At 66.9% G+C, this 17366-nt stretch carries 16 protein-coding genes; 8 read left to right on the top strand and 8 right to left on the bottom strand.

Annotated elements, in window-relative coordinates; genetic code table 11:
- The first annotated feature begins 10 nt into the window (after positions 1 to 10).
- Complete coding sequence (locus AWC31_RS09355; RefSeq protein WP_085144032.1) at positions 11 to 865, top strand: class II glutamine amidotransferase; 855 nt, start codon at positions 11 to 13, stop codon at positions 863 to 865.
- Positions 866 to 883: 18 nt separating this feature from the next.
- Positions 884 to 1738 (top strand): patatin-like phospholipase family protein, encoded by an 855-nt coding sequence (locus AWC31_RS09350; protein WP_085144031.1) that lies wholly within the window; start codon positions 884 to 886, stop codon positions 1736 to 1738.
- Here the strand turns inward: AWC31_RS09350 and AWC31_RS09345 are convergent, their stop codons facing one another.
- Together AWC31_RS09345 and AWC31_RS09340 are read right to left on the bottom strand one after the other, a co-directional pair.
- Complete coding sequence (locus tag AWC31_RS09345) at positions 1739 to 2707, bottom strand: patatin-like phospholipase family protein (RefSeq protein ID WP_085144030.1); 969 nt, start codon at positions 2705 to 2707, stop codon at positions 1739 to 1741.
- A 26-nt stretch (positions 2708 to 2733) separates the two neighbouring features.
- On the bottom strand, positions 2734 to 4419 hold the full coding sequence (locus tag AWC31_RS09340) for a CocE/NonD family hydrolase (protein ID WP_085144029.1): 1686 nt from the start codon (positions 4417 to 4419) through the stop codon (positions 2734 to 2736).
- A gap of 229 nt (positions 4420 to 4648) precedes the next feature.
- Between AWC31_RS09340 and AWC31_RS09335 the strand changes: the two genes are divergently transcribed.
- A complete protein-coding gene (locus tag AWC31_RS09335; protein ID WP_085144298.1) occupies positions 4649 to 6367 on the top strand; it encodes a SulP family inorganic anion transporter in 1719 nt (572 codons plus the stop codon).
- On the opposite strand, the gene lpqV is transcribed toward AWC31_RS09335, so the two are convergent.
- Complete coding sequence (gene lpqV / locus AWC31_RS09330) at positions 6364 to 6822, bottom strand: lipoprotein LpqV (RefSeq protein ID WP_085144028.1); 459 nt, start codon at positions 6820 to 6822, stop codon at positions 6364 to 6366. The two genes, AWC31_RS09335 and lpqV, sit on opposite strands and share 4 nt — an antisense overlap.
- Before the next feature lie 120 nt (positions 6823 to 6942).
- On the opposite strand from lpqV, the gene AWC31_RS09325 reads away from it, so the two are divergent.
- Both AWC31_RS09325 and AWC31_RS09320 read left to right on the top strand, forming a co-directional pair.
- Positions 6943 to 7476, top strand: a complete 534-nt coding sequence (locus AWC31_RS09325; protein WP_085144027.1) for a cysteine dioxygenase — start codon at positions 6943 to 6945, stop codon at positions 7474 to 7476.
- A 2-nt stretch (positions 7477 to 7478) separates the two neighbouring features.
- Positions 7479 to 7847 (top strand): rhodanese-like domain-containing protein, encoded by a 369-nt coding sequence (locus AWC31_RS09320; protein WP_110774995.1) that lies wholly within the window; start codon positions 7479 to 7481, stop codon positions 7845 to 7847.
- A 386-nt stretch (positions 7848 to 8233) separates the two neighbouring features.
- Here the strand turns inward: AWC31_RS09320 and AWC31_RS09315 are convergent, their stop codons facing one another.
- From AWC31_RS09315 to AWC31_RS09305, 3 genes are all read right to left on the bottom strand, one after another.
- Positions 8234 to 9868 (bottom strand): alpha/beta hydrolase, encoded by a 1635-nt coding sequence (locus AWC31_RS09315; RefSeq protein ID WP_085144297.1) that lies wholly within the window; start codon positions 9866 to 9868, stop codon positions 8234 to 8236.
- 87 nt (positions 9869 to 9955) lie between these two features.
- Entirely contained in the window at positions 9956 to 10732 is a 777-nt protein-coding gene (locus AWC31_RS09310; protein ID WP_085144023.1) for an enoyl-CoA hydratase, read from the bottom strand.
- Positions 10729 to 11778 (bottom strand): enoyl-CoA hydratase/isomerase family protein, encoded by a 1050-nt coding sequence (locus tag AWC31_RS09305; RefSeq protein ID WP_085144021.1) that lies wholly within the window; start codon positions 11776 to 11778, stop codon positions 10729 to 10731. Before AWC31_RS09305 ends, AWC31_RS09310 begins: the two co-directional genes overlap by 4 nt.
- Before the next feature lie 175 nt (positions 11779 to 11953).
- Here AWC31_RS09305 and AWC31_RS09300 point away from each other — a divergent pair, with 175 nt between their 5' ends.
- Entirely contained in the window at positions 11954 to 12796 is an 843-nt protein-coding gene (locus tag AWC31_RS09300) for a Bax inhibitor-1/YccA family protein (protein WP_067844616.1), read from the top strand.
- A 209-nt stretch (positions 12797 to 13005) separates the two neighbouring features.
- On the top strand, positions 13006 to 13872 hold the full coding sequence (locus AWC31_RS09295) for a DUF559 domain-containing protein (RefSeq protein WP_085144020.1): 867 nt from the start codon (positions 13006 to 13008) through the stop codon (positions 13870 to 13872).
- 36 nt (positions 13873 to 13908) lie between these two features.
- Here the strand turns inward: AWC31_RS09295 and AWC31_RS09290 are convergent, their stop codons facing one another.
- The gene (locus AWC31_RS09290; RefSeq protein ID WP_085144018.1) at positions 13909 to 15126 is read right to left on the bottom strand and encodes an acetyl-CoA C-acetyltransferase; all 1218 of its coding nucleotides are present in this window, start codon (positions 15124 to 15126) and stop codon (positions 13909 to 13911) included.
- Between the two features lie 33 nt (positions 15127 to 15159).
- Entirely contained in the window at positions 15160 to 16062 is a 903-nt protein-coding gene (locus AWC31_RS09285) for an SGNH/GDSL hydrolase family protein (RefSeq protein ID WP_085144016.1), read from the bottom strand.
- A 256-nt stretch (positions 16063 to 16318) separates the two neighbouring features.
- On the opposite strand from AWC31_RS09285, the gene AWC31_RS09280 reads away from it, so the two are divergent.
- Complete coding sequence (locus tag AWC31_RS09280) at positions 16319 to 17356, top strand: alpha/beta hydrolase (RefSeq protein WP_085144296.1); 1038 nt, start codon at positions 16319 to 16321, stop codon at positions 17354 to 17356.
- The last annotated feature ends 10 nt before the right edge of the window (positions 17357 to 17366 follow it).

Below are 17366 nucleotides of genomic sequence, written 5' to 3'. Positions count from 1 at the left end.
ATCAGCGTTCATGTGCCGACTGTTCGGCTTGCATGCCGGGCGCCGTGTGGTGACCGCGACCTTCTGGCTGCTGGATGCACCGGACAACCTCGCCGAGCAAAGCAAGCACAACCCCGACGGTACCGGTCTGGGGGTCTTCGGTGCCGACGGCGCTCCGGTGGTGCGCAAGGAGCCCGTGGCGGCGTGGCAGGACTCCGAGTTCGCCACCGAGGCGCACGATGTATCGGCGACGACTTTCGTCGCACATGTCCGCTACGCGTCGACGGGCGCGCTGGACGTGGTGAACACCCATCCGTTCCTGCAGGACGGACGGATCTTCGCGCACAACGGCGTGGTCGAGGGTATGGACGCGCTCGACGCCCGGCTACGTGAGTTGGGTGTCGACGGGCTCGTGGGGGGCCAGACCGACTCTGAACGCGTCTTCGCACTGATCACCGCGGCCATCCGGGCGCGTCACGGCAACATCGGTGCCGGCATCGTCGACGCGATCGGCTGGTTGGCCGACAACGTCCCCGTCTACGCCGTGAACATCCTGCTCAGCACGGCCACCGACATCTGGGCACTGCGCTACCCCGAAACCCACGAGCTGTACGTGCTCGACCGGCGGCGTGCCGTCGAAAAGCGCCTGCGGTTACACAGTCGTCGCATCCACGCCGAATCCGAGCACCTGACCACAATGCCGTCAGTCGTGTTCGCCAGTGAGCCGATGGACGGCGAGCATTGGCGGCTCATCGCCCCCGGCGAACTCGTGCACGTCGATGCCGATCTGGAAATCCATCGGCAGGTGGAGTTCCCCGAACCGCCGCGTCGTCAACTGCGCCGCGACGAGCTCAGCGCCAAGGCGGCCGCGTCGCAGCACACCTAGCCCTGGCACACTCGGGCCATGTCGAAACGTGCGCTGGTACTCGCGGGTGGCGGTATCGCGGGAATCGCTTGGGAGACCGGAATTCTGCGAGGCATCGCCGACGAATCGCCGAACACGGCACGCGCGCTGCTGGCCAGTGATGTGCTGGTGGGCACCTCGGCGGGCTCGACCGTGGCCGCTCAGCTGGGCAGCGGACTGAGCCTCGACGAGCTTTATGACCGTCAGATCGACGCGGTCTCAGCTGAGCTGAACCCGGGCGTGGGCATCGACGGCATCACCGAGCTGTTCGTCACGGCGATGCTCACCCCGAACACCACCAAACAGCAGAAGTTGCAGCGCATCGGCGAGATCGCGCTCGATGCGCCGACGGTTGACGAGCCGGTACGCCGGGAGGTCATTGCCGCACGGCTGCCCTCGCACGATTGGCCCGACCGCGTGCTGCGGATCTCGGCGATCGACATCGCGACGGGCGAGTTGGTCGGGTTCGACCGCGACTCCGGGGTCGAACTCGTCGACGCGGTCGCGGCCAGCTGCGCCGTGCCGGGCGCGTGGCCGCCGGTGACGATCGACGGCCGCCGCTACATGGACGGCGGGGTCGGCAGCAGCGTCAACATGGAATTGGCCGACGACTGTGACAGCGCGGTCGTGCTCGTGCCGTCGGGCCGCTCGGTGCCGTCACCGTTCGGTGGTGGTGGCACCGCCGCGGAGATCGAGGACTTCGACGGGACGGCGCTCGGCATCTTCGCCGACGACGACGCACTCGAAGCGTTCGGAGCCAACCCGCTCGACCCGGCTTGCCGCGTGCCGTCGGCAAGGGCAGGCCGTGCTCAGGGCAGGCGGGTCGCCGCCGAGATCGCGGCTTTCCTGGCCTGATCAGCCGTCGAGTGCCCGGGCCGTCAAGTCCTGGCCGACGGCGATCACCTCCGCTGCCCGGTTGAACTCGAGGCTGCGGCACACCGTGCGGGGAACTTCGATCATCAGGTCGGGCGGGTAGGCCGCCAGCGTGTGACGCGCGAGCGCGGCCTGCGCGATGTCGATGGTCCGGTACATCACCTCGAAGCTTCCCAACCGCGGAACCCCTACCGCCTCCGGGATCTCGGGCAGGTCGCCGTCCGGCTCGGCTTCGTCACCGGGTTCGGGTACCGACGCCCCGAACCGGCTGAGCACGGCACGTGCCGTCGGCCGGTCGAGCACGTTGCGCACCGACGCGGTGTCGAGCACGGCCGAGGTGCTGCGCATCATGCGGTTGAGCCATTCGGTGGTGGGACGCGGGCCGGGCTCGGTCGCGGGTGTCTCGGGCTCGCTGCCCGAGACGCTCACCGCGATCGTCAGATCCGCGTTGACCGCGGCGATCGGTGCCATGGGAAGTGGGTCCAGGATGCCGCCGTCGCCGAGCAGCCGGCCGTCGAGCACATGCGGCGCGATCACGCCGGGAATGGCGATCGACGCGCGGATCGCGGCGTCGACCGGCCCGCGCTGCAGCCACACCGACTTCCCGGAGATCAGATCCGTCGCGACCGCGGTGTAGGGGATCGGCAGTTCCTCGATGGTCGCCTCGCCGAGGATGTCGCGTACCTTGTCGAGAATCTTTTCGGCCCGCAGGATCCCCGCGGCCGTGATCGACGGATCCAGCAGGCGCAGCACCGCACGCTGTGTCAGAGTGCGTGCCCAATCGGCGAAGTCGTCGAGCTTTCCCGCCGCGTACAGGCCGCCCACCAGTGCGCCCATCGATGAGCCGGATATGCCGACGATGTCGTAACCGCGTTCGCGGAGTTCGTTGATGACGCCGATGTGCGCATAGCCGCGCGCGCCACCGCTGCCGAGGGCCAACGCAACTCGCATGTCTTCATTGTGCGCTGACGACGGCGCTACGGGATCACCGGCACGAGAAGCCGAGCCTGTCGTGCCGGGCCCCAGTGCAGGGTGCAGACGCCTCGCGAACGGCGTTCATACCAGGCCGGGAATTGACCGGTGAGTGGATTGCGGGGCCACAGCCAGCGCCCGGCGACCACCAGGCGCAATTGCTCACCGGCTCGGAACAACGTCGACGATGGCCCGAGCGGAATATCCACGCGCACAACTGCTCCGGGCTGCACCGGCTCGCTGTGAGTGAACGCACGGACCGGTTGGAAGGGGCGGGACTTCGATTCGCCGAGCGCGCGCAGCGACAGCCGCGCCCAGCCGGTGGTCACCCGGTCGCGGCCGAAACCGTAGGAACCCTCGAACGGCACGTAGTCCGGACCACGCCATTTCTCCACGCCGACGAACAGGTCGGCGTCCCCGGCCTCGGTCGAGACGAACAGTCGTAGCGCCATCGGGCCGGTGATCTCGGTGTCGGTCGACATCGTCCAACCGAAACGAACTGCAGCTGAACGCAAGTCGAATTCTCTTGAGCCCGGTGCGCCGGCCGGCTCGGTGACCAGACCCGCCTCGGTGAGATAACGGGGTGTCCACTGCGTGGACTCCAGTGGCCAGGCGGTCTCGGCGCGCACACCCGCGACGCGGTCTCGGCTTTCCCGAACCTCCAGTCGCACGCGCGGAAGTGCGGGGCGGGTGCCGCCGCGCAGGTGCCGGTCCAGGAAATCGAATTGTGCCTGCAGGGCCTCATCGGAATAGAACGCCGCCCACTTGCCGTCCCGGTGCGTGAACAGGTGGCGTTCTGCCGAGCTGATCCGTTCGAAGCCCCGGATCGATCCGCGGCTGTGGAGGTTGTTGTCGGAGAAGCTGCCGCAGATGAGGGCGGGCACCTCGATGCGGTCCAGCGCGGGCACGAGTGAGCGCCACCATTCGTCGTACCGCGGCCGGTTCGTATTCTCCTTGCCGAGTTCATATTTGAGCCGTGCCGCCTTGAGCCCGCGGCCCCACATCTTCACGAAGCCGACTTCTTGGATGCCGCCAGGCCGCAGTAGGTCACGGTAGGGATCGGTCATGCCTTCCCACGGCACGATCGCCTTGAGGTGCGGGGGCTTGAGCGCGGCCGCTTTCCACTGCGAGATCGCCAGATACGACACGCCGATCATGCCGACCGCCCCAGTGCTCCATGGCTGTGCGGCCGCCCACTCGACGAGGTCGTAGACATCCTCGCCCTCTTGGTCGGACAGCAGTGAACCCACCCCGCCCGAGGTGCCCGCACCTCTGAGATCGCAGTTCACCGTGGCGAATCCGCGGGCAGCCCACCATGCCGGGTCCGGAGCCTCCCAACTCGTCAGCGTCGAAAACCGGACCGGGTTGGGCTGCCGAAGCACGCGGTACTGGAACGGCAGTGAATACCCCTTGCCTCGCTTGCGCTTGGTGGGCAGTTTGTCCTTGCCGTACGGGTGCGCGCACAACAGCACCGGAAACCGATCGTCGGAGGCGGGCACGTGAACGTTGACCCTCAGCACGGTGCCGTCGCGGGTGGGCACCTCCACGTCGTGGTGGACCCGGACGGCGCCGGGTGCCGGCTCATAGACCTCGACGGGCGAACGCACGATTCCACGCAGGCGCGTCAGCGCATAACGCGCGGCACCTGGACGTTTCCACGGACGATCCAGTGCGACGGCATCGGGCGGCATAGTGCGTCACGCTACGGCCGCTGGAAATTCAACGCAAGGGGAAATTCGGTCTTCGGTTCCGCCGAGGCGGTCTCGAGTGACTCTGGTCGTCGAGCGCAAGCTGATCGCCCAGTGCCACAGCGCTATTCGCGGTTCCCTGGCACCCGATCACCGTACGATCCGGTGGTTGCGGGCAGCCACCGGGCGAGTATCGCCCGCCGAGCGGCCAACCGTGGCAAGGTTGTTCAGCATGAGCGTGCCAGCAAGGGCAACGGCGGCCGTGCGCAAGCTCGGCAAACCCACGCCTCGCGACGCGATCGCCGGCCTCGTGACCGGATTGTTCTCCATCCCCGAAGGCATGGCGTACGCGAGCATCGGCGGATTCAACCCGGTGGCCGGGTTGTACGCAGGCGTGGTGCCGGGGATCATCGGCTCGCTGTTCGCCCGCACCGTGCTGATGGTGACGACGCTGACCAGCGCGATCGCGCTCACCTCGCGCAGTGTGTTGCACGACGCCGGACTCGATCCCGCCGACCCGGCCAACGTCGCCGCGCTCGCCATCGTCGTCGGCATCGTGATGCTCGTGTTCGGGCTGCTGAAGTTCGGTTCGATCATGAGTTTCGTCTCGAACGCGGTGATGACCGGGTTCTCGACCGGCATCGCGCTGCAGATCATCGCCGGCGTGCTGGGCGACGCCACCGGCTACAAACCGCAGAGCGGCAACACAATCGGCAAGTTCATCGATTCGCTGGCCCACATCGGGCTGTGGTCGGGCGCTGCGGTCGCGGTCGCGCTCGGAACCGTTGCGGTGTGGGCCGTCTTCCACTTCATCAAACCGCTGGAGTCGTTCGCCACTCTGCTTGCGCTGGTGGTTGTCACCGCCGTGGTGGCGATGGCAAAAGTCGATGTGGAAACCGTCGGCGACATCGCCTCGATCATGAATTCGCTTCCACCGGTGACCGTTCCGAACTTCGCGGCCATGCCGGAGTTGCTCATGGGCGGTGTCGCGGTCGCGCTCGTCGCACTCGCCCAGGCCGCGGGTATCTCGGCCGCGGTACCCAACCCCGATGGCAGCCGCACCAACATGAACGGCGACTTCCTCGCACAGGGCGCCGCCAACGCGGTCGGCGGCTTCTTCGGGGCGCTGCCGACCGGTGGGTCATTGTCACGCACCGGGGTCGCCACGTCCGCGGGTGCTCAGACGCGGTGGGCCGGCATCTTCGCCGGCATCTGGCTCGCCCTGCTGGTGCTGATCGCCGGTTCGGCCGCAGAGATCATCCCGATGCCGGTGATCGGCGGACTCATCCTGGTGATCGGCGCCGAACTCGTCGTCGGCCGGTGGAAGGACATCAAGCTGGTGCTGCGGGTCGCTCCGCTGTCCGCGCTGGCCATGCTGATCACATTCGCCGCGACCACGCAGCTGCCGCTGCACACCGCCATCCTGATCGGTGTCATCACCTCGCTGGTGCTCTACTGCGCAAAGGCGGCGAAGTCCGCACAGCTGATGGCGTTGGAGCCCGACAACGGCGGCTGGCGCAGCGTGCCGGTGCCCGAACAGTGCGCAAGCAACGACGTCACGATCCTGCACTACGCCGGTGTCGGGCTGTTCGCCGAAGTGGCCCGCATCGACGAGGATTGGCCGCGTGCCGAGGGGAGCACCAACGCCGTCGTCGTACTGAGCATGCGTGCGCTGCCCGATGTGCCGTCGTCGGTCGCGATCAAGGCACTGCGCCGCTGGGGCGGCGAGCTCAAGGCCAACAACGGGCGACTGATCGTCAGCGGCGTCGATTCGGCGACCGCAGAGGTGCTGCGACGCGGCGACCTCGACGATCTGCTCGGTCCCGATGGCATCGTGCCCGCCACCGATCGCGTGTTCGGGGCGCTGGACACGGCCGTCGCGCAGGGCCACGCCTGGATCGCCGCCCAGCGGGGCGAGCCTGGTGATTTAACGCAACGTGATTCGAACTAGCTGCACAGCTGGTCGGCCGCGGCCTGGACCGCCACGATGACGGCCGCCTGCCGCGCCGGCTCAAGCTCCGCCCATGGCTTGTTGTAGGTGCCCGGACCGGGGGCAGCGTCCGGCGCCTGCAGGCTCGCGAGGTACGGCTCGATCTGGGCTTTGGGATCGCCGCCCTTCTCGTCCATCCACACCTTGGCGGCGTGACAGGCCTGGAAGTACTCCTCTTCCGTGGACTGCGCGTCCGCGCCGACCGCCGTCGTGACCCCACCGGGCGACACCGCGACCTCACCCGGCGCAGCCGTCGGAGTCGGCGACTCGGCCGTGGTGGTCGCTGTCGTCGCCGGTGCCGAGGACTCCTGCGAACGGTCTTTGTCATCCCCCGACGAACATCCGACGAGCAGGCTGAGACCGGCCGCCGCGACGGCTCCGGCGGTCGCCCGCGACACCCACGTGTAACTGCGCATGCCGCCAATCTATGCAACACTGGCGGCCGTGACGGAAAGGACCGGATATCAGGAGTGTTGTCGGGCTCGGTAGAGCACCGACCGACCTCCCTTTCCACCCGTCATTCCTGGAGTCCTTCCATGCTTTCCACCGTTCCTACGGTTGCGCCCAGTTTTGTCCCCGCCGTGTCCGCGCCCACCCGGCTGCGGTTGCCCGATCTGTTGAACACCACCGACCGCGCGGCCGACGACGTGCTGTCCGGTCGTTACGACCGGATGCTGCGCGGGCTGCCCGAGGACGAACGTTGGTACACCCGGCTCGTCGGTAACGACGAGCTCGATGTCTGGCTGATCAGCTGGGTGCCCGACCGGTCCACCGAGTTGCACGATCACGGCGGCTCGCTCGGTGCGTTGACCGTGGTTTCCGGCACATTGACCGAAACCCGCTGGGACGGTGAGGGGTTGAAGCGCAGGCAGTTGTCCGCCGGAAGTCAGGCGGCGTTCCCGCTGGGCTGGGTGCACGACGTCGTGCGGGCACCTGGCCCGGTCAGCGGTCCGACGCTGAGCGTCCACGCCTATTCACCACCGTTGACCGCGATGTCGTACTACGAGGTGACATCGCGAAAGACCCTGCGGCGCAGCCGCACTGAACTCACCGACGCGCCGGAGGGATGACGATGAGCCGTATCGACGCAGTGCTCGAGGCGGCGCGTGCCCGCCTGGACCGCCTGCCCGCGGCAGACGTGCCCGCCGCGCTTGCGGACGGGGCCGTGCTGGTCGACATCCGCCCCGCCGCGCAGCGTGCCCGCGAAGGGGAGGTCGACGGCGCGCTGGTGATCGAACGCAATGTCCTGGAGTGGCGGTGTGATCCGACGTCTGATGCGCGGATCCCGCAGGCGGTCGACGACGATGTGTACTGGGTGATCCTGTGCTCGGAGGGCTACACGTCGAGCCTGGCCGCGGCGTCGCTGTTGGACCTGGGCCTGCACCGGGCCACCGACGTCATCGGCGGATATCACGCGCTGGTCGCCAGCGGTCAGGTGTGACGGGCGGTTTCGCGGTCGCGTGGCGCGCCGGCGGATCTGAGCATGGGTGCCTTCCTGCCCGCCTATGCGCGACTTTGTCGCGGAAATCGCCACACGGGTCCCAGCGATAGCTGGCGCAACACGCCTGGAATCCCAGCGGCCGCAATGAGCGCATTGGCAACTCTGGCAACGGTTTTCGGGCTGCCCGCTTGTCAGCGACTTTGTCGCTGATAGGTGGACAGCCCAAAACCTGTGACGATCGTGGCCAACGTCGTCAGAGGTGCCGGTGTGACTACCGGTCTGGGGCCTACGTGCCTGATGTGGCCCAAGGGGTGCTTTCCGCGACTTTGTCGCTAATAGCCGGGCAGACCGCCAGTGGCCACCCCCGGCCCCGAAACACCGAGCGCTCAAGCATTTTCGTTACTGGTCAGCAACGGCCGCAGCTTTTCGGTTTTCTCCGGCGTCCAGCCGGGCGGCTGCATGATCGCCGCCCACGCGTTGGCGACATCCTTGACGAAGACGTGGCCGTGGCCGTCGGGCACCTCGACCGCAACCGCCATGTCGGCCGACACCTGCAGGAACGTCACCACCGGAATCCACTCCATGCGGGGTGACACGTCATAACCGCGGGGTTCGCGCAGCCAATCCGGTTTGGAGAACAGCAGATCCGGCGTCCACCACGAGATCGGATCGGACGCGTGCTGCAGATACACCACACGCGGGTTGCCCCACGGCTTGTCGGGGCGGTCCAGGTTCTGGGCCTCGGCGCTGAAACGCACGTTCTCGCCGTTGTCGTAGATCGGCAACCACTCGGGTGATCCGGCATCGCGCTCACGGGTGAGGGTGGTCCAGATCGTGTTCTTGAACGTCGGGCCCGAGAACAGGGCACCGTCGGTGCGGGCGATGAGGTTGTTGAGCGCCAGGAACGGGGCCTCGCCACCGAATGAGCCGAGACTCTCGCCGAACACCACGAGCTTGGGTCGGCGGTCCTCGGGCAGTTCACGCACGAGCGCGTCGATCGCCTCGAACAGCGCCTGGCCGGCCTGGCGGGCGTTCTCCTGGTCGACGAGGAACGACAGCCAGCTCGGCAGGAACGAGTACTGCATCGACACGATCGCGGTGTCGCCGTTGTACATGTACTCCAGAGCCGAGGCTTCGGCCTCGTTGATCCAGCCGGTTCCCGTGGTCGTCGCGACCGCGATCACCGCACGATCCAGGCCACCCATACGCTGCAACTCCCGCGCCGCGAGAGCCGCGGTGGCCTGGATGCCGTCAGCGGAATGCAGGCCCGCGTAAGCCCGGATGGGTTCGACGGCGGGAGTTCCGTTGAATCGCGAGATCTGCTCGACGCTGGGACCGCCGGAGACGAAGACACGGCCTTGATGGCCCAGCGATTCCCAGCTCGTGAGCGATTGCGGGCCACCGGACCGCAGCACCGAATTCGGTGCCGCGAAATCCGGGTCGGTCTCGTCGTTGATGGCGGCGAAGGTCTTGTTGATGGTGTCCATCGCGACGCGTACCACCACGCCGTTGAGGAGTGCGATGGACAAGGCGAGCAGCAGTGCCACCACGACCACGGCCGAAACGCGGGGCGGCAGAAAACGATCCAGCTTCTGGTCGAGGAAACGCACGAGCTTGCCGATCAGCTGGCCGATCTCGACCAGCACGAACAACACCACGATCGACAGCACGGCCGTCAGCGGGTGATCCCAGAACCCGAGGCGGGGCACTCCCATGAGGTCGCGGACGTCGTCCTGCCACACGTGGAACCAGATGATCATCAGGATCTGGCCGATCATCCCGACCACGACGAGAGCCACCCACGCCCACCTCGGCGCTTTGGGGCTGGTCTCGGCCGAGCGCATGTACCGCACCAACCACACGCCGAACACGCCGAGCCCGTAGCCGATCGCCCCGGCGCCGCCGCTGACCAGTCCCTGGAACAGCGGACCGCGCGGCAGCAGCGACGGAGTCAACGACAACCAGATGAATACCAAGCCCACCGCGGTGCCGAAGAACGTGTAATGGCGCACCCACCACATCGGCTTTTCGGCAGGTGCGGGTGTCGCCTCGTCCTCGGAGATTTCGGCAGTGTCTGCAGTGCTTTCCCCGGCGGTCACCCGTCGACTTTAGCGATGGGTGAAGTTGGCGGCGCGCTTCTCGGTGAACGCGGCCATGCCTTCTTTCTGATCGGCAGTGGCAAACGCCGAGTGGAACAGCCTGCGCTCGTAGAGCAGGCCCTCGGTAAGGCTCGATTCGAACGCGCGATTGACCGCCTCCTTGGCCATCCGCGAGGCCGAAAGCGACATCCCGGCGATGGTTTCGGCGACGGCGAGCGCCTCATCGATCAGCGAGTCCGCAGGAACCAAGCGTGACACCAGACCGGCGCGCTCGGCTTCGGTGGCGTCGATGGTGCGCCCGGTCAGGATCAAGTCCATGGCCTTGGCCTTGCCGATGGCACGGGTGAGGCGCTGTGAGCCGCCCATGCCGGGCAGGACACCGAGCTTGATCTCGGGCTGGCCGAACTTCGCGGTGTCGGCGGCGATCAGGATGTCGCACATCATCGCGAGCTCGCAGCCGCCACCGAGTGCGTACCCGGCGACCGCGGCGATCGTGGGGGTGCGGGTCGCGGCGAACTTCGACCACAGCTCGAAGAAGTCGGCCGAGTAGACGTCGGCGAAGGACAGCTCGGCCATCTCCTTGATGTCCGCTCCCGCGGCGAAGGCCTTCTCGTTGCCCGTGACGATGATCGCGCCGACGCCCGGATCCTTGTCGAGTTCGGCTGCGGCCGTGGTGACTTCGGTCATCACCTGGCTGTTGAGGGCGTTGAGCGCCTTGGGCCGGTTCAGCGTGATGGTGGCGACCCGGCCGGTGCGGGTGACCAGGATTGTCTCGAAGTCGCTCATTTCTTCTCCTCCTCGAACGTCAGGTCGGGATCTGCCGGAACGAAGTATGCGTCGACATCGGCCTGGGTCACCTCTGCGATCGACGAAGGCGACCACTTCGGATTCCGGTCCTTGTCGACCAATTGGGCGCGAATGCCCTCGACCAGGTCATGGGAACGCAGCGACGCGCACGACGTCCGGTACTCCTGGCGCAGCACATCCTCGAGCGTGTCGAGTTTCGCGGCGCGGCGCACGGCTTCGAGCGTCACGGCGAGAGATACGGGGGAGCGGGTCGCGATCAGGTTGGCCGCGTCATTGGCGGGGTCCGCTTCGTGGTTCTGCAGCGCAGCCACGATGTCACCGACCGTGTCGCCGGAGTAGCAGTCGTCGATCCACTCGCGTTGTGCGAGTAGCGGGCTGGGTGGCGGTTCGACGGCGTAGGCCGCGAGTGCCTTATCGACACCCTCGTCGACGATGGCCTCGGTGAAGTCGGCGAGTTTGTCGTGGGGCACAAAGTGATCGGCGAAGCCCATCGCGATCGCGTCGGCGCCCGAGAACGGCGCACCCGTGAGCGCGGCGTGCAGGCCGAGCGCGCCGGGTGCGCGCGACAGCAGGTACGTGCCGCCGACGTCGGGAATGAACCCGATACCGACCTCGGGCATCGCCATCTTGGTCGTGTCGGTCGCGACGCGCACGCTGCCATGTGCGGCCACGCCGACGCCGCCGCCCATCACGATGCCGTCCATGAGTGCGACATACGGCTTGGGGTATTTCCCGATCCGCGAGTTGAGGAGATATTCGTCGTACCAGAACCGACGTGCGTCGGCGCCGCCCGCCTTCGCGCTGTGGTAGATCGCCACGACGTCGCCGCCGGCGCACAGGCCGCGTTCACCGGCGCCCGTCAGCAGCACGGTGTGCACCGAGTCGTCGTCCTCCCAGGCGTCGAGCGCCTCGGCGATGCCGGCGACCATGACCTCGTTGAGGGAGTTGATCGCCTTGGGACGATTCAGCGTGAGGATGCCGACGCCGTTGCGGACATTTACTAGGATGTCCTCGTTTTCTGTCACGGTTTGCAATCTAGTTCGATGCCCACCGGTCGCGCGCGCCGGGTAGGGTTTGCCTCAAGATCAAACCTGGAAGTTTCCTGAGAGATATCTGGCGTCGACGGGAACCGCTCGGGATCATTGATCGTTGAACCCGTAGTTCTTAACCGAACACGTCTCATAAGAGAGGAACCCGACGGTGCGCGAGACCAGCAACCCGGTATTCCGCAGCCTGCCGAAGACGCAGGGCGGATACGCACAATTCGGTACCGGAGCCGCCGGCTTCGGTGCGCAGCAGGTGCACGCACAGCAGTATGCACCTGAGTACCTCGACCAGCAGCAGACGGGCGTGTCGCGGCCGCTGACCATCGACGACGTCGTCACCAAGACCGGCGTCACGCTGGGCGTGCTGTCGATCGTCGCCGTCGTCTCCTACTTCCTGGTGTCCGGCAACATGGCGCTGGCCGCGCCGTTCACCCTGATCGGTGGCATCGGCGGCCTCGTCCTCGTCCTGATCGCGACCTTCGGCCGCAAGCAGGACAACCCGGCGATCGTGCTGACCTACGCCGCTCTTGAGGGCCTGTTCCTCGGTGCGGTGTCGTTCCTGCTCACCTTCAACATCCAGGGCGCCAGCGCGGGCGGGCTGATCAGCCAGGCCGTCCTCGGCACCTTCGGCGTGTTCTTCGGCATGCTCGTCGTCTACAAGACCGGCGCCATCCGCGTGACGCCTAAGTTCACCCGCATGCTGATCGCCGCCATGATCGGCGTCGTCGTCCTCGCCCTCGGCAACTTCGTGTACGCGCTGTTCACCGATGGCGCGGGCCCGCTGCGCGACGGTGGCCCGATCGCGATCATCTTCTCGCTCGTCTGCATCGGCCTGGCAGCGTTCAGCTTCCTGCTCGACTTCGATGCCGCTGACCAGATGATCCGTGCCGGTGCGCCGGAGAAGGCTGCGTGGGGCATCGCCCTCGGCCTGACCGTCACCCTGGTGTGGCTGTACATCGAGATCCTGCGGCTGCTGTCTTACTTCAACAACGACTAGCAGCCCTACCCCGAGAAAGGCGTCCGCGATTGCGGGCGCCTTTTTCATATGGGTTGAGTGCCGAGACTGCGCACAGATCGCTATTTCCGGCGGATTCGCGATCTCAGCGCAGACTCGGTGCCATCCACAAGCCGTGATTCGTCCACAGCCTTCGTCGCAGTGCTGCTTTCGCTGGGTGGCTTGTCGGCGCGGACCGAGACGCTCGCGGCATGAATCTCGACTGGCCGTTCATCGGCAGCGAAGCCGTGCAGGCCGGCGTCGTGAAGAAACACCAATTGCGCTCGCAGTACAGCGCGGTGTTTCCGAACGTTTACGTTCCGAATGACGTCAGATTGGAGCTCGTCGACCGTGCGCGGGCGGCCTGGCTGTGGTCACGACGGCAAGGGGTGATCGCCGGGCTCAGCGCGTCCGGACTGCACGGTGCGGAGTGGGTCGACGAGTCGTCGCCGATCGAGCTGCTGTGGTCAAATGCTCGCCCGCCGAAGGGATTGCGCACATACGACGTTCTGCTCGCCGACGACGAACGCACGTTGCGCTGTGGTCTGCCGGTCACCTCGGCGGAGCGCACGGCTTTTGACATCGGCCGTCGAGGCCGGCTCGATGACGCGGTGGCCAGGCTCGATGCTCTGGGTAACGCCACGAATTTCAAGCCGGACGAGGTGATCGCCATCGCGCGCAGGTATCCGGGTGCCCGCGGTATTCGGCAGCTGTCGATGGCGCTCGACCTCTATGATGCGGGCGCTCAATCACCAAAGGAAACATGGCTGCGGCTTTTGGTGATTCGAGCCGGATATCCACGTCCGGCAACCCAGATACCGGTGCGTAGCCCGGACCGACGCCGACGGTACTACCTCGACTTGGGCTGGAAAGCGCACAAGCTCGCGGTCGAGTACGACGGTGAGCAACACCGCGTAGACCCGAAACAGTTCGCGTACGACATCATTCGCTCAGAGGACCTCGAAGCCCTCGGCTGGACCCGGGTCCGAGTGACGAAGCGCCACAGCACGGGCGAGGTTCTCCAACGGCTCGCGCGGGCGTGGGCGGCGAGTCTGCGCACAGATCGCAAAATCTCGTGAAAACGCGATCTGTACGCAGACTCGACGAAACGAAAACTAGCTCAAGCGCTCCACAACCATCGCCATACCCTGGCCGCCACCGACACACATGGTCTCGATGCCGAAGGTCTTGTCGTAGGTCTGGAGGTTGTTGAGGAGCGTGGCGGTGATGCGGGCCCCGGTCATGCCGAAGGGGTGGCCGAGGGCGATGGCGCCACCGGACACATTGAGCTTGTCCTCGTCCATGCCGAGTGCGCGGGCCGAGCCGAGCACCTGGACCGCGAACGCCTCGTTGATCTCGTACAGGTCGATGTCGCCAATTGTCATGCCGGCGTTGGCAAGCGCCTTCTTGACGGCTTCGATCGGGCCGAGGCCCATGATCTCGGGGGACAGGCCCGAGACACCGGTCGAGACGATGCGCGCGAGCGGGGTGAGGCCGAGATCGCGGGCCCGCTCGTCGCTCATCACGACGAGCGCGGCGGCGCCGTCGTTGAGCGGGCATGCATTGCCCGCGGTCACTGTGCCGTTGGGCCGGAACACCGGCTTGAGCTGGCTGATCTTCTCGTAGCTCGTGCCGGCACGCGGGCCGTCGTCCTTCGACACGACCGTGCCGTCGGGCAGCGTCACGGGAACGATCTCGCGCTCGAAGAAGCCGTTGTTGATGGCCTCCTCGGCGCGGTTCTGTGACCGCACGCCCCAGTGGTCCTGATCCTCGCGGCTGATGCCGGTGTGCAGGGCGACGTTCTCGGCGGTCTGGCCCATGGCGATGTAGACGTCGGGGATGAGGCCGTCCTCGCGGGGATCGTGCCACTCCTCGGCGCCCGCCGCGGCCTGATCCGAGCGCGCCATGGCGTCGGCGTACACCGGGTTCTTGGTGTCGGGCCAGCCGTCGGCGTTGCCCTTGGCGAATCGCGACACGGTCTCGACGCCGGCCGAGATGAACGCGTGGCCCTCACCGGCCTTGATCGCGTGGAACGCCATGCGGGTGGTCTGCAGCGACGACGAACAGTAACGGTTGACGGTGGTGCCGGGCAGGAAGTCATAGCCCAGCTGCACCGCGACGGCACGGCCGATGTTGAATCCGGACTCGCCGCCGGGCTGACCGCAGCCCATGATGAGGTCGTCGATATCGCGTGGATCCAGCGCGGGCACCTTGTCCAGCACGGCCTTGACCATCTGGGCGGCGAGGTCGTCGGGCCGCATATCGACGAGCGATCCCTTGTTGGCCCGGCCGATCGGCGAGCGGGCAGTGGCGACGATGACGGCTTCAGGCATGACGGGCTCCTAGATCGAGTAGCTAGCTAGAACCTAGCTCGCAGACACCACGACGGGCGCGGGCACCCCGGTCGAGCGCCGCCACAGCCTGCTCATGCTGCCGAGCCGGGTCAGCAACGTGCTGGTATCGGCGGCACCGGTTTCGAGCGCCGCGTCACCGTCCCACTCGCCCAACGCATTACACAACGCAGGCAGCAGCTGTTTGGCCGCCAGGGCATAGCCGGCCGCCGACGGGTGGAACATGTCCTCGGAGAACAGCAGCTCAGGCGCTTTGTAGAACTCGGGCGCCAGCAGGTCGGAGAACGGCACGGGGACGCCGCCGGCGGCGCGCACGGCTCCCGCCTGGGCCCGCGCCAGGCGCAACCCGCGGCCACGCGTGTACCAGCGCAGCGGCTGGGGGATCGCGGTGATCACGCCGAAGTCCGGGCAGGTGCCGACGACGACGACCGCGCCCGCCGACCGTAATCGGCGCACCGCGGCGCCCAGCCTGCGCGCCGACGCGCCGATGCCGTTCGGCCTGGTGATGTCATTGGCGCCGATCATGATGACCGCGGCGTCCGGTGGCGGCCCCGCCACGAACATCGCGTCGATCTGGCCTGACAACCCCTTCGACGTGGCGCCGACAATCGCCTTGGTGCTCAACCGGATTCGCTTGCCGAGCTGTTCGGCGACACCGCGCGCCAGCAGCACGCCGGGCACCTCGTCGGCGACATGGCAGCCGTAGCCGGTGGCGGTCGAGTCACCGAAAATCATCAGGTGCACGTCGAACGGGACACCGCGCTCCCACCGTTCCACGGGACCCCCGCCGGGTGAATACACGCCGTCGGCGCGCGGCGGGATGTCCCAGGACTTCGGGATGACCTGGCGAGCCTTGTCGGCCTGCCCGGACAGCAGGTTGCGCGCCCCGATGTACGCGGAGCCGGTCGACGCGAGCATGGCTGCGGCCGCCAGAGCGACAGTTGACCGACGCACGCGAGGAGCATCACTGCTTGAGCCCACGGGGCCATTTTAGGGGTGAAGGAGAGGGTTCTCCGCGTGGCGAGGTGGCCGGGCGATCACGGTGCGGTATCAACTGCGGTATCAAAACAATCTATTTGATTGTTGAACAGATTAGAGATGTCAAGCTAAGTTACCCGGGTTGTCTGAGTGACTTTGCACACCGAGCACTACAAAGGCGTAGGAAGTGGTGGCGATGACCGCACCGAGTAAGGTATCCAGGTCTCATCATGCTGGCATAAGCCCAGCTAGAGCCTATCGCGGGCGCAAGTATCCGGTCAGTGACTCGGCGCCGGTCGAGGTCGTGGAAGACGGCACGAGCATCGGCGGCCGGCTCGCTTCGCTGGCAGCCATGCTGACAATCCGTCCGACACTGGCAATCGGTAGCCATGTTCCGCATCTGCCGTGGCCGTTCGGAGTCGTCAACTTCGCCGCGCGGCTCCTGCGCCCGGTGCCCGGCACCATCAAGGCCACGATCTCGCTGCCGAACTGCACCGCGCAGCTCGTGCGCGCGGCGGGCGTGCTGCCCGCGGACGGCAAGCGTAGCGTCATCCTGTACCTGCACGGCGGCGCGTTCCTGGTGTGCGGGGCCAACACGCACTCGGGCATCGTGACGTCGCTGTCGGAATACGCCGACAGCCCGGTCCTGGTCGTGGACTACCGGATGGTCCCGAAGCACTCGGTGGGCACGGCTCTCGACGACTGCTACGACGCGTACCGCTGGCTGCGGCTCACCGGCTACGAGCCCGATCAGATCGTGATCGCAGGCGACTCCGCCGGCGGCTATCTCGGTCTGGCGCTGGCCGAACGGCTGCTCGACGAAGGCGAATCGCCGGCAGCTCTGGTCACCATGTCGCCGTTGTTCGAAATCGACAACCGGACCCGCGCGAATCATCCGAACATCCGCCGCGACGCGATGTTCCCGGCCAAGGCGTTCGACGCACTGGTCGAACTCGTCGCAGCCGCGGCCACCCGCAAGGGCGAGGAGATCTACGAGCCGCTCGACCACATCGAGCCGGGACTGCCGCGCACGCTCATCCATGTGTCCGGGTCCGAGGTGCTGATCAGCGATGCGCGCAAAGCCGCGCACCAGCTCGCCGCGGCCGGTGTTGCGGTCGAGGTCCGCGTTTGGCCCGGTCAGATGCATGTCTTCCAGATCGCCGGGCCGATGGTGCCAGAAGCGAAGCGCTCGTTGCGCCAGATCGGTGAGTACATTCGAGAGGCGACCTGGTAGGCCGAACGCG

This window comes from Mycolicibacterium wolinskyi, assembly GCF_002101965.1.
In the GTDB taxonomy this organism is placed as follows: Bacteria; Actinomycetota; Actinomycetes; order Mycobacteriales; family Mycobacteriaceae; genus Mycobacterium; species Mycobacterium wolinskyi.
This window is presented reverse-complemented; position numbering and strand designations above follow the sequence as displayed.

Excerpts from the sequence above, each read along its gene's own strand:
- AWC31_RS09355 (WP_085144032.1), top strand. The coding sequence starts at position 11 with ATGTGCCGACTGTTCGGCTTGCATGCCGGGCGCCGTGTGGTGACCGCG.
- AWC31_RS09350 (WP_085144031.1), top strand. The coding sequence starts at position 884 with ATGTCGAAACGTGCGCTGGTACTCGCGGGTGGCGGTATCGCGGGAATC.
- AWC31_RS09345 (WP_085144030.1), bottom strand. The coding sequence starts at position 2,707 with ATGCGAGTTGCGTTGGCCCTCGGCAGCGGTGGCGCGCGCGGCTATGCG.
- AWC31_RS09340 (WP_085144029.1), bottom strand. The coding sequence starts at position 4,419 with ATGCCGCCCGATGCCGTCGCACTGGATCGTCCGTGGAAACGTCCAGGT.
- AWC31_RS09335 (WP_085144298.1), top strand. The coding sequence starts at position 4,649 with ATGAGCGTGCCAGCAAGGGCAACGGCGGCCGTGCGCAAGCTCGGCAAA.
- lpqV (WP_085144028.1), bottom strand. The coding sequence starts at position 6,822 with ATGCGCAGTTACACGTGGGTGTCGCGGGCGACCGCCGGAGCCGTCGCG.
- AWC31_RS09325 (WP_085144027.1), top strand. The coding sequence starts at position 6,943 with ATGCTTTCCACCGTTCCTACGGTTGCGCCCAGTTTTGTCCCCGCCGTG.
- AWC31_RS09320 (WP_110774995.1), top strand. The coding sequence starts at position 7,479 with ATGAGCCGTATCGACGCAGTGCTCGAGGCGGCGCGTGCCCGCCTGGAC.
- AWC31_RS09315 (WP_085144297.1), bottom strand. The coding sequence starts at position 9,868 with ATGTGGTGGGTGCGCCATTACACGTTCTTCGGCACCGCGGTGGGCTTG.
- AWC31_RS09310 (WP_085144023.1), bottom strand. The coding sequence starts at position 10,732 with ATGAGCGACTTCGAGACAATCCTGGTCACCCGCACCGGCCGGGTCGCC.
- AWC31_RS09295 (WP_085144020.1), top strand. The coding sequence starts at position 13,006 with ATGAATCTCGACTGGCCGTTCATCGGCAGCGAAGCCGTGCAGGCCGGC.
- AWC31_RS09290 (WP_085144018.1), bottom strand. The coding sequence starts at position 15,126 with ATGCCTGAAGCCGTCATCGTCGCCACTGCCCGCTCGCCGATCGGCCGG.
- AWC31_RS09285 (WP_085144016.1), bottom strand. The coding sequence starts at position 16,062 with ATGCTCGCGTCGACCGGCTCCGCGTACATCGGGGCGCGCAACCTGCTG.
- AWC31_RS09280 (WP_085144296.1), top strand. The coding sequence starts at position 16,319 with ATGACCGCACCGAGTAAGGTATCCAGGTCTCATCATGCTGGCATAAGC.